14 protein-coding genes are annotated in these 12,889 nt (G+C 53.4%); 8 read left to right on the forward strand and 6 right to left on the reverse strand.

Annotation, left to right across the window (positions count from 1 at the left end; genetic code table 11):
* The first annotated feature begins 88 nt into the window (after nt 1-88).
* Complete coding sequence (locus SK54_RS17515; RefSeq protein ID WP_032103104.1) at nt 89-1,312, forward strand: phosphoadenosine phosphosulfate reductase; 1,224 nt, start codon at nt 89-91, stop codon at nt 1,310-1,312.
* The gene (locus tag SK54_RS17520) at nt 1,297-1,923 is read left to right on the forward strand and encodes an IbrB-like domain-containing protein (RefSeq protein ID WP_047717946.1); all 627 of its coding nucleotides are present in this window, start codon (nt 1,297-1,299) and stop codon (nt 1,921-1,923) included. Before SK54_RS17515 ends, SK54_RS17520 begins: the two co-directional genes overlap by 16 nt.
* Here the strand turns inward: SK54_RS17520 and SK54_RS17525 are convergent, their stop codons facing one another.
* Entirely contained in the window at nt 1,924-3,084 is a 1,161-nt protein-coding gene (locus tag SK54_RS17525; protein ID WP_047728256.1) for a pyridoxal phosphate-dependent aminotransferase, read from the reverse strand. It lies immediately after the preceding gene.
* Between the two features lie 122 nt (nt 3,085-3,206).
* On the opposite strand from SK54_RS17525, the gene SK54_RS17530 reads away from it, so the two are divergent.
* The 4 genes from SK54_RS17530 (at nt 3,207) to SK54_RS17545 (ending at nt 6,895) form a co-directional block, all read left to right on the forward strand.
* The gene (locus SK54_RS17530; protein WP_017382494.1) at nt 3,207-3,821 is read left to right on the forward strand and encodes a methylthioribulose 1-phosphate dehydratase; all 615 of its coding nucleotides are present in this window, start codon (nt 3,207-3,209) and stop codon (nt 3,819-3,821) included.
* Nucleotides 3,818-4,507, forward strand: a complete 690-nt coding sequence (gene mtnC / locus SK54_RS17535; protein ID WP_006809660.1) for an acireductone synthase — start codon at nt 3,818-3,820, stop codon at nt 4,505-4,507. Before SK54_RS17530 ends, mtnC begins: the two co-directional genes overlap by 4 nt.
* The gene (locus tag SK54_RS17540; protein WP_047734263.1) at nt 4,504-5,046 is read left to right on the forward strand and encodes a 1,2-dihydroxy-3-keto-5-methylthiopentene dioxygenase; all 543 of its coding nucleotides are present in this window, start codon (nt 4,504-4,506) and stop codon (nt 5,044-5,046) included. Before mtnC ends, SK54_RS17540 begins: the two co-directional genes overlap by 4 nt.
* 178 nt (nt 5,047-5,224) lie before the next feature.
* Nucleotides 5,225-6,895 carry a P-loop ATPase, Sll1717 family gene (locus tag SK54_RS17545; protein WP_048247674.1) on the forward strand — a complete coding sequence of 557 codons (1,671 nt, stop codon included), beginning with the start codon at nt 5,225-5,227 and terminating at the stop codon, nt 6,893-6,895.
* A 45-nt stretch (nt 6,896-6,940) separates the two neighbouring features.
* Here the strand turns inward: SK54_RS17545 and SK54_RS17550 are convergent, their stop codons facing one another.
* Nucleotides 6,941-7,180, reverse strand: a complete 240-nt coding sequence (locus SK54_RS17550) for a helix-turn-helix domain-containing protein (protein ID WP_017382498.1) — start codon at nt 7,178-7,180, stop codon at nt 6,941-6,943.
* Between the two features lie 106 nt (nt 7,181-7,286).
* Between SK54_RS17550 and SK54_RS22175 the strand changes: the two genes are divergently transcribed.
* Nucleotides 7,287-7,559, forward strand: a complete 273-nt coding sequence (locus SK54_RS22175) for a helix-turn-helix domain-containing protein (protein ID WP_017382499.1) — start codon at nt 7,287-7,289, stop codon at nt 7,557-7,559.
* 35 nt (nt 7,560-7,594) lie between these two features.
* Here SK54_RS22175 and SK54_RS17555 read toward each other — a convergent pair whose 3' ends face one another.
* Both SK54_RS17555 and mtnA read right to left on the reverse strand, forming a co-directional pair.
* Entirely contained in the window at nt 7,595-8,074 is a 480-nt protein-coding gene (locus SK54_RS17555) for an SRPBCC family protein (RefSeq protein ID WP_017382500.1), read from the reverse strand.
* A 42-nt stretch (nt 8,075-8,116) separates the two neighbouring features.
* Nucleotides 8,117-9,133: an S-methyl-5-thioribose-1-phosphate isomerase gene (gene mtnA, locus SK54_RS17560; protein WP_017382501.1), complete on the reverse strand. Its 1,017-nt coding sequence runs from the start codon at nt 9,131-9,133 to the stop codon at nt 8,117-8,119.
* Nucleotides 9,134-9,235: 102 nt separating this feature from the next.
* Between mtnA and mtnK the strand changes: the two genes are divergently transcribed.
* On the forward strand, nt 9,236-10,435 hold the full coding sequence (mtnK, locus tag SK54_RS17565) for an S-methyl-5-thioribose kinase (protein WP_039271365.1): 1,200 nt from the start codon (nt 9,236-9,238) through the stop codon (nt 10,433-10,435).
* Between the two features lie 52 nt (nt 10,436-10,487).
* On the opposite strand, the gene SK54_RS17570 is transcribed toward mtnK, so the two are convergent.
* Both SK54_RS17570 and SK54_RS17575 read right to left on the reverse strand, forming a co-directional pair.
* Nucleotides 10,488-11,729, reverse strand: a complete 1,242-nt coding sequence (locus SK54_RS17570; protein ID WP_072202462.1) for an LVIVD repeat-containing protein — start codon at nt 11,727-11,729, stop codon at nt 10,488-10,490.
* A 92-nt stretch (nt 11,730-11,821) separates the two neighbouring features.
* Nucleotides 11,822-12,886, reverse strand: a complete 1,065-nt coding sequence (locus SK54_RS17575) for a sugar ABC transporter substrate-binding protein (protein ID WP_015571167.1) — start codon at nt 12,884-12,886, stop codon at nt 11,822-11,824.
* Between the last annotated feature and the right edge of the window lie 3 nt (nt 12,887-12,889).

Here is a 12,889-nt window from a genome sequence, read left to right on the forward strand (position 1 = left end):
AAAATGATCCCGTGAAAATAATGAAAAAAGATTTCATAATATCGTCTTAATTTTTTCCAGACATTTAGCACGCAGGATGCGATTAACCATGTCGATCTATAAAATCCCTTTACAGGAAAATGTTTTAGACGCTTCAGCGGAACGCATAGACTGGACGCTAAACAATTTCTCCAGGGTATGCGTTTCCTTTTCCGGTGGAAAAGATTCTACCGTGATGCTGCATCTCGTTGCCCAGCAAGCACGGCAATTAAAGCGAAAAATAGATGTCATCTTTCTGGACTGGGAAGCGCAATTCTCCTCAACCATTCAGCATGTTGACACGATGAGAACGCAGTATCGGGATGTTATCCATCAGTTCTGGTGGGTAGCGCTTCCGCTCACGACCCAGAACGCCCTGTCACAGTTTCAACCTGAATGGCAGTGCTGGGAACCCGGGACAAACTGGGTTCGCCAGCCACCGGAAGATGCCATTACCGATTATCACTATTTCGATTTTTATCAGCAGGGAATGACGTTTGAAGTCTTCGTGCGAGAGTTTGCCGAATGGTATGCGCAAAAACGTCCTGCCGCCGTCATGGTGGGGATCCGCGCCGATGAATCCTACAACCGCTTTCTGGCTATCGCGTCGGCACGTAAGCAGCGCTTTTCTGACGATAAACCCTGGACGACCGTCGCACCGGGCGGGCACACCTGGTATATCTACCCTTTGTACGACTGGAAAACCGCCGACATCTGGACGTGGTTCGCGAAATCGAAATGTTGCTATAACCCGTTATACGACCTGATGTACAAGGCGGGGGTGCCGCCGCGTTATATGCGCATCTGCGAACCGTTTGGCCCGGAACAGCGTCAGGGCTTGTGGCTCTATCATGTCATTGAACCCGAACGCTGGGCGGCGATGTGTGAGCGTGCCTGCGGGGTGCGCAGCGGCGGTATTTATGCCGGGCACGATAACCATTTTTATGGCCACCGGAAGATCCTGAAACCAGACCATCTTGGCTGGCGCGAATACGCCATGCTGCTACTCGACAGCATGCCGCAAAATACGGCGGAACATTACCGCAATAAAATCGCGGTTTATCTCCACTGGTATCAAAAGCGAGGCATGAACGATATTCCCGATACGCAGGAGGGTGACATTGGTGCAAAAGATATCCCCTCCTGGCGACGCATTTGTAAGGTTTTACTCAACAATGACTATTGGTGCCGGGCACTTTCGTTTAGCCCAAATAAGCCCAAACACTATCAGCGCTACAGCGACAGAGTGAAAGCAAAACGCAAGGAATGGGGGATTTTATGCAACAACGAATAATCACCGAAATGGAAACGTACCTTCAGGCACTTTCTGAGGAAGAGCGAATAACCGCTATTAATGCGTTTCGTCAGGCATTACATGAAATCAGCCCTTTTCGCGATCAGCCCGTCGATTGCGTATTGTGGATAAAAAAGACAAACATCAGCGCTAACGATTACAACCCAAATAACGTCGCGCCACCGGAAAAGCGGCTGCTCAGCAAGTCACTGGAGCTGGATGGATTCACACAGCCTATCGTGGTGACGGAAAATGCGCCACAGCACTACGAAATTGTCGATGGTTTTCACCGCCATGATATCGGCAGTAACCGGGCGACCCTGAAGCGCCAGCTTAAGGGTTACCTTCCTGTCACCTGCCTGCGTAAAGCGCGGCAGGAAAAGTTCGACCGCATGGCTGCGACCATTCGCCACAACCGCGCGCGCGGACGCCACCAGATCAACGCCATGTCAGAAATCGTGCGCGAGCTGGTGCTTATGGGCTGGAGTGAGCAGAAAATTGGCCAGGAGTTGGGTATGGATAGCGACGAAGTGCTGCGCCTCAAACAAATCAACGGTCTGCTCGAACTCTTCGCAGACCGTCGTTTTTCTGAAGCCTGGACGGTGAAATAGTCAGAGCGCGTTTAACCGCGCTGCCGCTGCCAGCAGCGTCGATTCCTGCTTCGCAAAGCAAAGTCGGATCAGCTTATGCGGGAAGGGATCGGCGCAGAACACCGACAGCGGAATGGCCGCCACGCCCACCTCTTTCGTCAGCCACTGGCAGAAACTCACGTCGTCCAGATCGGAAATCGCGCTGTAGTCGGCCAGCAGGAAATAGGTCCCTTCACAGGGTAAAATCTCCAGACGGCTTTTGCTCAACGCAGCCACAAACCGATCCCGACGCGCACGATAGAAATCCGGTAGCTCACGGTAGTGTCCGGGTTCGCTGCGCAGCATATCCGCCAGCGCCAGCTGAGCGGGTGTGTTCACCGCAAACGTCAGATACTGATGCACTTTACGCAGCTCAGCGCTGATGGCGGCGGGCGCCACACAGTACCCGACCTTCCAGCCGGTCATATGGTAGGTTTTGCCAAATGACGATACCGCGATTGCACGCTCACGAAGCTGCGGATGCGCCAGCACGCTGGCATGCCCCTCTTCGGCGAAGCAGATATGCTCATACACCTCGTCGCTCAGAACATAGATTTCACGTTCGGCGATGGCCTGCCACAGGGCGGCAAAATCGCTCTTCTGCCACACCGTCGCCGATGGGTTGTGCGGCGTATTCAGGATCACCAGCCGGGTTTTATCGCTCAGCAGCGCGGCAAACGCCTGCCAGTCCGGACGAAAATGCGGCGGCTGGAGCGCCACGCGTTTCACTACGCCGCCGGCCAGTTCAATCGCCGGGGCGTAGCTATCGTAGCTCGGGTCAAAACAAATCACCTCATCGCCCGTACGCACCAGGGCGGTTATCGCCGCATACAGCGCTTCGGTCGCCCCTGCGGTTACCGTGACATCGCTGTTCGCATCAGGTTTATAGCCATACAGCTCAGCCGTTTTATCCGCAATGGCTTCACGCAACGCCTGCACGCCGGTCATCGGCGCGTACTGGTTTGCCCCCTGCGCCACGTGGTACGCCAGACGCTCCTGCAAATAGCGCGGGCCGTCAAAATCCGGGAACCCCTGCGAGAGGTTAATGGCGTTATGCTGCTGCGCCAGAGCGCTCATCTGGGTAAAAATCGTCGTGCCGAGATTTGGAAGTTTACTCTGCGGGATCAACGGGTTATTGCTCATTGTAGTGTGCCTGCCTGTAATACTTATGTTGCTGACACTATAACACGATGTTAGTCTTTGGCAATCAAGACGCTTAGACGTCTAAACGATATAAATATTCCTGACCGAGAGGGTAAAAGGAAATGACAGACAACCTGCAACTCACACACCTGGTCGAGGCCTGCCGCTGGATTGGCGCTAAAGGCTGGGCGCCCGCTACCGGCGGCAATATGTCCGTGCGTCAGGATGAACACCTGTGCTGGCTGAGCGAATCCGGAAAAGATAAAGGCAGCCTGACCACCGCCGATTTTCTACAGGTTGAAATCGCCACCAACCGTGCGCCGTCTGGCCGTAAACCGTCGGCAGAGACCGGGCTGCATACCCTCATCTATCGCCTGTTTCCCGAGGCTAACGCCGTCCTGCACGTTCACACCGTCAATGCCACGGTGCTGTCGCGTCTGGTCAACGAGGCCGAGCTGAAGATCACCGGTTTCGAGATGCAAAAATCCCTTACCGGGCAGACCACGCACCAGGATACGGTGGCCATCCCGGTGTTTGATAACGACCAGGACATCGACGCCCTCGCCTCGCGCATCGCCCATTACGCGCAGGAACGCCCGCTTAATTATGGTTTTCTTCTGCGCGGTCATGGCTTAACCTGCTGGGGACGCGACGTGGCCGAAGCCCGCCGTCATCTGGAAGGGTTAGAATTCTTATTTGAATGCGAAATGCGTTTACGACAATGGGAGAGAGTATGATTCGCGCGATTGTGACGGATATTGAAGGGACCACCAGCGATATCCGTTTTGTCCATGATGTTTTGTTCCCCTACGCGCGTGAGCGGCTGGCGGCCTTCGTGACCGCGCAGCAGTACGCCGAGCCGGTCAAATCGATTCTGGACAACCTGCGCGATGAAATCAGCGCTCCGCATGCCAGCGTCAGCGATCTCATCAACGTACTGTTTACCTTTATGGATGAAGACCGCAAATCGACGGCGCTCAAAGCCCTGCAAGGCATCATCTGGCAGGACGGTTACGTCAACGGTGACTTTACCGGACACCTCTATCCTGACGTACTGCCCGCGCTGGAAAAATGGAAGGCGCAAGGGATTGATCTCTATGTTTATTCCTCTGGCTCTGTCGCCGCGCAGAAACTGTTATTTGGCTACAGCGACGAAGGTGATATTACTCATCTGTTCAGCGGCTATTTTGATACCCACATTGGCGCCAAGCGCGAGGTGCAGTCTTATCAAAATATTGCGGCGCAAACGGGCATTGCCCCGTCGCAGATCCTGTTTCTGTCGGATATTCATCAGGAGCTGGACGCGGCTGAACAGGCGGGTTTTCGCACCCTGCAACTGATTCGCGGTGAAGATGACGGCGCAAGCCATCATCATCAGATCCACCAGTTTGACGAGATTAATCCGGAGCAGATCCCTTCATGAGCGCATTGACCATTTATTCCGATAAAGACGCCAGTCAGCACCAGTGGCACAGCACCGACGCCGCCGAGATTGCCCAACAGCTGAACGCCAAAGGCGTGCGGTTTGAACGCTGGGCTGCGGATCGCGATTTAGGGCACGATCCCGCGCCTGAAGCCGTGATCGCGGCGTATCAGCATGCGATCGACAAGCTGGTGGCAGAGAAAGGTTACCAGAGCTGGGATGTGATCAGCCTGCGCGCCGACAATCCGCAGAAAGAGGCGCTGCGCGCGAAGTTCCTGAACGAACACACCCACGGCGAAGACGAAGTGCGCTTTTTCGTGGAAGGAGCGGGATTATTCTGCCTGCACATCGGCGATGAGGTGTACCAGGTGCTGTGCGAGAAAAACGACCTGATTTCCGTACCCGCGGGCACGCCGCACTGGTTTGATATGGGCTCAGAGCCGAACTTTACGGCGATTCGTATTTTCGATAACCCGGAGGGTTGGGTGGCGCAGTTTACCGGGGATGCGATTGCGGATGCGTATCCACGCCTAAAATAATATCCAAATAAACAAGTACAGTTCCTTCAAGATGAAGGAACTTTTATAAATTATATCTTATTCTTAAATTTGCGAAGCAAATCACAAATACTTTACTTCATTCAATAAAAAACACAACTAATATTCTATAAAAATAAATTATCGTTAATGATTATTACTTATTCCCAAAGAGATTAACATGGCAAAAAATCCAATAATAATACGACAAAACTTGAGGATTGGCGAACTCGATGCCGAATCCGATACACAATTACTTGATGAATGCTTTGTAGATAGTGGATATCTATCAAAATTACTAGATACTAATGATACATCGTCTATTGTTGTAGGAAGAACTGGAGCAGGGAAAAGCGCATTATTGCACAAAGTAATGAATAAAGCATATAGATACAAGAAGCTTGATCCTAACGATATATCAATCCGTTTTCTTGAGCACTCTGATATTATTTCTTTTTTTGAAGCGCTAGACATAAATTTAGATTTATTCTATAAAATACTCTGGCGACACATACTTATAATGGAGTTTTTAAAAATACGTCATGATATAAGCAGCGAGAGTGACACAAGAAATTTCCTCACCAGCTTAGCTAGTTTTTTAAGAAAAGATGAAATCAGGAAACGCGCATTAGAATATTTTAGAGAATGGGGTGATAAATTTTGGATTGACACAGACACACACCTGAGAGAAATAACAAAAAAACTTGAGAATGACACTAAAGCCAAAATAGGAGCAGCACTTCATGGCATTGAATTAAATGCTGAGGCAGCCAAGAGAATATCTGAGGAAGATAAGCATGAAATAAAGAAAAGAGCTTCTGAGGTTGTTAGTGGAATGCAAATTCAAAAATTAAATGAAGTTCTCGATATGCTTGCAGAACATTCATTCTCAGATCTTCAAAAGAAACATTACATTGTTATAGATCAGCTTGATGAAAACTGGGCCGAAAACAACACTCGATATAAATTCATAAGAGCATTAATTGAAGAGATAAAAGTATTCAGACGTATCAAGAACGTCAAGATAATAGCTGCTTTAAGACATGACCTTCTTAAATCTGTATTCAATATCACAAGAGGCTCTGGATTTCAAGAGGAGAAGTACGAATCATATATTCTTGATCTTCAATGGACCGCAAATCAACTTAATGAGTTAGTTTCAAAGAGAATCCAAGAGGTTTTCAAAAAACAATATACAAGAGAAAACGTCGAAATTAATGATCTTTTCCCATCCCCCAAAGGAGGGAGTAAGGGAATGTTGCCAATCGAGTATATTATAGAGAGAACACTATATCGGCCAAGGGATGTTTTACAGTTCGTAAATGAATGTTTTAAAATAGCACTCAACAGAGAACGAATCTCCTGGGATTCCATTCATAAAGCTGAAAGTGTTTATTCAGAAAAAAGATTGCGTTCTTTAAAAGAAGAATGGGGAGATATATATCCATCTTTCGAAGAAACTATAGAAATCCTCAGAGAGGTTCCAGAAAAATTCACCCGAACACTTATTCCTAAAAACAACATAGAATCTGTAGCATCGGAACTCGCCATTCAAAATACTAATGACCCATGCGCAATCATCGCTTCTAAAATGCTCAATAGCGAAGTAAGAGAATCTGATGTCATTAACGAGATATTTTTATGCTTATACAATATTAGTGCGATAGGATTCAAAGTTAGCCCCTTAACTCCATATAAATGGTCTTTCAGAGATAGTGGTCCTGTAAATAAAGCTGAAATAAAGAGGGCAAGTCATATCAAAGTACATAAATTGTTGCATAAAGCATTAGATATAAAAATTGCGATATCTGATATTTATAATAAAGATGATAGAGATGACGAGATAGATTGAGTAATTTTTGAGTTAGGGCGCTAAAAATATAATGCGCCCATAATTTTAACATATTAAAGATTGTAAAATAGTAAGGACCTCTTCGTTACTTAAGCTAAGTAATCTCGCCAGATGCACAAACTCCACCACGTCTAACCTGCGTTCACCACTTTCCACTTTAGCGATAAACGATTGGGGTTTCCCTAAAGCCTCCGCAAGCTGGGCCTGAGTAATCCCCTTCTCTTTACGAGCTTTCTTCAACGCATTGATAACACGCTGGTATTCATCCGAGTAAACTGAGGCCATTGTTCCGATTCCATACAAATATCCTGAAATCGAATATCCTCCCGTTGTGTTTTTATCCCAAAACAGGATAATTGAGTGCGTAACAAACACACCTAAGGAGGACAAAATGCGTCAGCAGAACTGGCACTCAGCCGATATTATCGCCGCACTAAAGAAACATGGAACAAGCCTCGCAGCCTTGTCTCGAAAGGCTGGGCTTTCATCATCCACACTGGCAAATGCGCTTACCCGACCATGGCCTAAAGGTGAATTGCTTATCGCTCAGGCGCTAGACATTCCGCCTGATGTGATATGGCCGGAAAGATATTTTGATGAAAAGGGAGCGCCAGTATTTCGTCAGATGAGGAATACAAAAAAGAGAAATCTGTCTTCAACATGATCAACGCCTTCTCCCCCTCACCCCAACCCTCTCCCTCAAGGGAGAGGGGGTTGAAGAGACTTCACATACCCCACCAGCTGATCCAGCACCACGCCCCACCCCTCGTGGAAGCCCATTTGCTCATGCTGCTCACGGATTTCCTTCGTCGGATGACGCGCAATCGCCGTGTAGCGGGTTTTGCCCTCCCCAACGTCCTCCAGCAGCAGGATCGCCGTCATAAACGGCTTTTCGGCAGGCTTCCAGCCCTCGGTATAACCGTCGGTAAAGACCAGCTTGTTCCCCGGGTCGATTTCAAGAAACACGCCCCGGTTATCCATCCGCTGCCCATCCACCTCAAATATGGTATTGAACCGCCCACCCACGCGCAGATCGAGGTCGCAGTCGATCACCTTATGCGGTGCAGGGATGAAGAAGTTTTTGATGTGGTCCGGCGTGGTCCAGCAGAGCCACAGCAGGTCGCGCGGTGCATCCACCACGCGCTCCAGTTTTAAGTCTGTGTCAGGATCGAGCGTCACGATGTTGTCCTCTCAGGGAACGCCCTTAAAGGATAGCCGGACTCAGGCAAATTTCCCTTTCGCTACCTCGTCCGGTGTGACCACGCCTGTATCCAGCACCCAGCCGCTAATCAGCGAGGCGGGGGTGACGTCAAACGCCGGGTTATAGACCTGCGCCTCTTGCGGCGCCCACTGCACCGCGCCAAAGCTCCCCGCCACGCCCGTCACTTCACTGGCCGCGCGCTGCTCAATCGGGATTGCGTCACCGTTCGGGCAGTCCGGGTCGAGGGTCGTTTGCGGGGCAGCGACGTAGAACGGAATGCCGTGAAACTTCGCCAGCACCGCCAGGGAATAGGTGCCGATTTTGTTCGCCACGTCGCCGTTGGCGGCAATGCGGTCTGCACCCACCCACACGGCGTCCACCTGCCCTTTTGCCATCAGGCTGGCGGCCATGGAGTCGGTAATCAGCTGATACGGTACGCCCAGCTCGCCGAGTTCCCACGCGGTCAGCCTGCCGCCCTGCAATAGCGGACGGGTTTCATCCACCCAGACGTTGCTTACCTTGCCTTCCTGATGCGCGCGAGCAATCACCCCCAGCGCGGTACCGACGCCCGCCGTCGCCAGCCCGCCGGTGTTGCAGTGGGTCAGCAGACGGCTGCCGGGCTTCACCAGCGCGCTGCCCGCACTGGCAATAGCGTCACAGAGCCGTTTGTCTTCGTCAATCAGCCGCAGCGCTTCAGCCACCAGCGCCGGAATATAATCTTCCTGCCACAGCGCAATCTTCATGCGATCGAGGTTATTCATCAGGTTCACCGCCGTCGGGCGGGAGGCGCGCAGGGTTTCCAGCGCCACCGCCAGCTCGTCGCGGCTTTTGCCGCTTTCCGCTAACAGCGCCAGCAGCAGGCTTGCAGAGAGTCCAATCAGCGGCGCGCCGCGCACCCGCAGGGCGTGGATGTGCCCGACCAGCGCCTCGACCGTCGAGGCATCCAGCCAGCGTTTCTCCTGTGGAAGCGCCTGCTGGTCGAGAATAAAGAGCTGATTATCCGCCACCCGCAGGCTGGTCGTCTGTAATGTCTGCATGTCGTTAATTCCCTGTTGCGTTGTTGTAGCACATTGTGTCAGGATGAAATCCAGATGTATAGACGTCTACATGTCTTAATTAGCAAAACTGAGGAGCAGTCCATGTCGCAATACCGTACCTTTACCGCTCAGGACGCCGTGGAGTATGCCAGGCAGTTTGGCGGACTTGACGATCCTTCATCGCTGGTAGAGGCGCAGGAAATCGGCGACGGCAACCTCAACCTGGTCTTTAAAATTTTCGACCGCGCGGGCGTGAGCCGCATCGTCGTTAAGCAGGCGCTGCCCTATGTACGCTGCGTCGGCGAATCCTGGCCGCTGACGCTGGATCGTGCCCGTCTTGAAGCGCAAACCCTGGTCGAGCATTACCAGCACAGCCCGCAGCACACGGTGAAAATCCACCACTTTGACCCGGAACTGGCGGTGATGGTGATGGAAGATCTCTCCAGCCATCGCATCTGGCGCGGCGAGCTGATTAACAACATTTACTACCCCCAGGCGGCGCGTCAGCTGGGGGAATATCTGGCTCACACCCTGTTCCACACCAGCGATTTTTATCTGCATCCGCACGATAAAAAAGCGCAGGTAGCGAAATTCATCAACCCGGAGATGTGCGAGATCACCGAAGATCTGTTCTTTAACGATCCGTACCAGATCCACGCGCGCAACAGCTACCCGGCCGATCTGGAAAACGACGTTGCCGCCCTGCGCGACGACGCCCAGCTTAAAATCGCCGTGGCCTCCCTCAAGCACCGCTTTTTCTCGCACGCCGAAGCCCTGCTGCACGGAGACATTCACAGCGGTTCGATTTTTGTGGCCGACGGCAGCCTGAAGGCCATCGACGCTGAGTTCGGCTATTTTGGGCCGATTGGCTTTGACGTTGGCACCGCCATCGGCAACCTGCTGCTGAACTTCTGCGGCCTGCCTGGGCACCTCGGCATTCGCGATGCCGCCGCCGCGCGCGAGCAGCGCCTGACCGATATTCAGGAACTGTGGAACACCTTCGCGGAGCACTTCCAGGCGCTGGTAAACGAGAAAGCCCGCGACGCCGCACTCAGCGCGCCGGGCTATGCCTCCGCGTTCCTGAAAAAGGTCTGGCATGACGCCATCGGGTTTTGCGGCACCGAGTTGATTCGCCGCAGCGTCGGGCTTTCACACGTGGCGGATATCGATACCATCCAGGATGAAGCCATGCGCCACGAATGCCTCCGCCATGCAATATCCCTCGGTAAAGCGCTGATTGTCATTGCCGACCGCATCGACAGCGCGGAAGAGCTGGTGGCACGGGTGCGGCAGTACAGCTGATTTTCTCCCTCTCCCTGTGGGAGAGGGCCGGGGTGAGGGCATCAAACCGCACTCACCCCAGATACTCAATCACCGACATCCCGCCGTTATAGTCCGTGCTGTAAATAATCCCCTGCGCATCCACAAACACGTCGCACGACTGGATCACCTGCGGGCGGTTGGGCCGCGTATCCATCATCCTCTCCGGCGCGGCGGGCACCAGCGCTCCCGTTTCCACCGGTCGATACGGGTTCGAAATATCGTACGCCCGCACGCCCGCGTTCTGGTACGTCGCGAAGATCAGCGTTGAGCTGACGAAGCTTCCCGGCCGGTTCTCGTGCAGGTTGTGCGGGCCGAAATGCGCCCCTTTCGCCACGTAGTCAGTTTCATCCGGCTGCGGGAAGGTGGCAATACTTACCGGATTCGACGGCTCGCGGATATCAAACAGCCAGATCAGCTTTTCGCCGTCCTGCTGGTTATCCAGCACCGCCTCGTCCAGTACCACCAGCAGGTCGCGATCCGGCAGCGGCAGCGCGGTGTGCGTCCCACCGCCAAACGGCGGGCTCCAGTTACGGTGGCTAATGAGCTTAGGCCGGGTGCGGTCCTTCACGTCCAGCAGCGTCAGGCCGCCGTCACGCCAGCTGCCATACGCGGTGTCGCCGGCAATAATCGCATGGTGCAGCGCGTAGCGTTTGCCTTCCGGCCAGCCCGGCTTCTCACCTTCGGCCTGGTTCATCCCGGGCAGCCACCAGCGCCCCGCGACTTCAGGCTTACGCGGGTCCGCAAGATCGATGATCAGAAAGATGTAATCGGTAAAGCCGTCGATCAGCGCTGAAACGTAGGCCCAGCGGCCGCCGACGTACCAGATGCGGTGAATGCCGATGCCACTCAGCGACAGAAAGCCGATTTCGCGTGGCCTGTCCGGCGTGGAGATATCAAAGACGCGAAGCCCGGCGCTCCAGACTTTATCCTGCACGTCGCTGACGGTCTCCCCCACCTGGCGGGTGTAGTAGACCTTCTCATCGGCAAAACGCGCATCGGCAAACAGATCCCGGGCGTTGATCACCAGCAGCAAATCGTCGTGCGCCTGGAGGTGTACGTTCCAGGTACCCGGCGGCGCGGGCACGTAACCTGCGGCTTTTGGTTTTTTCGGATCGCGCACGTCAACAATGGAAAAGCCCTGCGACACCATATGACCGATATAGGCGAAACCACGGTGCACCATCAGCTGTACACCGTCCGGACGACCGCCCTGGTCGCTATGGCCAATCAGCCGCATATTGCGGCTGTATTCGGGAGGGGGTAATTGAGACACCTTATGCTCCTTACGCCCGGTGGCGCTACGCTTACCGGGCCTACGGGTGCGAAATGTAGGCCGGGTAAGGCGCAGCCGCCACCCGGCTTGGTTTACTTGTTTTTAGCGGCAAGCGTCGCAAACCACGGCGCGATAAAATCTTCCGTCTGGCCCCAGCCTGGAATGATTTTCCCCAGCGACGCCACGTTCACCGCGCCCGGCTGGGCGGTCAGCAGCGCCTGCGGAATAGCCGCCGCCTTGAAATCGTAGGTGGCAGGCGTCGCTTCTCCGGCAATCTTATTGGCGATCAGGCGTACGTTGGTCGCGCCAATCAGCTTCGGATCTACCGCCACGCTCACCTTCCACGGGCTACCCGGCTCGCGCATCAGCTGGAGATCCTGGTTGGAGATGTCGATGCTGTAGAGCTTGATCTCGGTGCGGCCGTTCTCTTTCAGCGCCTTATACGCGCCCTGGCTGAAGGCATCCCAGGTCCCCCAGATGGCGTCGATTTTACCTTTCGGGTATTTCGCGAGGATCGCCCCCACCTTGTTGGCGGTGTCGCCCTGCACGTCAGAGGAGACCGCGCCGATGGACTCCAGCTCTTTAATCTCCGGATACTGCTTTTGCAGTTCTTTATACGCCGCCTGACGGCGCTCCATCGGCGGGAAGCCCGCGACCCACAGCTTGACGATATTGGCCTTGCCGTTGAAATCTTTCGCCAGTTGACCAAAAGAGAGGTTGGTCAGGGAGGCATCGTCCTGCTGGGTAACGGTTACGCCCGGGATCTCGCCGTTCACGGCGGTATCAAACACCGAAACTTTAATCCCGGCATCCACCGCCTTCTTTACCAGCGCGGTGGAGTACGGATCGCGCCCCTGAGAGAGAATAATCCCGTCGTATTTCTGGCTGATGGCCTGGTTCACGAAATCCTGGAATCTGGCGTCGTCCCCGTTACTTAAAAACGTGCTGACCTTAAAGCCGAGCTTTTTCCCTTCCTGAATCGCCCCGGCAACAAACTGCGTGGTGTTGTCGTCCGAGCCCAGGTTGCGGATCACCGCAATGCGAATGGGGCCGTCATGGCTGGCAATGGCGGCCGGAACCGGCGCGGGGGTAGCCGCCAGGCCCGGCAAAGAAGTGAGTAATCCAAGAGCTACCAAAGAGAGCGCAATCTTTTTCATTTA

This window comes from Enterobacter sp. MGH120, from assembly GCF_001037725.1.
Lineage (GTDB): Bacteria > Pseudomonadota > Gammaproteobacteria > Enterobacterales > Enterobacteriaceae > Enterobacter > Enterobacter hormaechei_C.

Excerpts from the sequence above, each read along its gene's own strand:
- mtnK (WP_039271365.1), top strand. The coding sequence starts at position 9,236 with ATGTCGCAATACCGTACCTTTACCGCTCAGGACGCCGTGGAGTATGCC.
- SK54_RS17525 (WP_047728256.1), bottom strand. The coding sequence starts at position 3,084 with ATGAGCAATAACCCGTTGATCCCGCAGAGTAAACTTCCAAATCTCGGC.
- mtnA (WP_017382501.1), bottom strand. The coding sequence starts at position 9,133 with ATGCAGACATTACAGACGACCAGCCTGCGGGTGGCGGATAATCAGCTC.
- SK54_RS17520 (WP_047717946.1), top strand. The coding sequence starts at position 1,297 with ATGCAACAACGAATAATCACCGAAATGGAAACGTACCTTCAGGCACTT.
- SK54_RS17540 (WP_047734263.1), top strand. The coding sequence starts at position 4,504 with ATGAGCGCATTGACCATTTATTCCGATAAAGACGCCAGTCAGCACCAG.
- SK54_RS17550 (WP_017382498.1), bottom strand. The coding sequence starts at position 7,180 with ATGGCCTCAGTTTACTCGGATGAATACCAGCGTGTTATCAATGCGTTG.
- SK54_RS17530 (WP_017382494.1), top strand. The coding sequence starts at position 3,207 with ATGACAGACAACCTGCAACTCACACACCTGGTCGAGGCCTGCCGCTGG.
- SK54_RS17575 (WP_015571167.1), bottom strand. The coding sequence starts at position 12,886 with ATGAAAAAGATTGCGCTCTCTTTGGTAGCTCTTGGATTACTCACTTCT.
- mtnC (WP_006809660.1), top strand. The coding sequence starts at position 3,818 with ATGATTCGCGCGATTGTGACGGATATTGAAGGGACCACCAGCGATATC.
- SK54_RS22175 (WP_017382499.1), top strand. The coding sequence starts at position 7,287 with ATGCGTCAGCAGAACTGGCACTCAGCCGATATTATCGCCGCACTAAAG.
- SK54_RS17545 (WP_048247674.1), top strand. The coding sequence starts at position 5,225 with ATGGCAAAAAATCCAATAATAATACGACAAAACTTGAGGATTGGCGAA.
- SK54_RS17515 (WP_032103104.1), top strand. The coding sequence starts at position 89 with ATGTCGATCTATAAAATCCCTTTACAGGAAAATGTTTTAGACGCTTCA.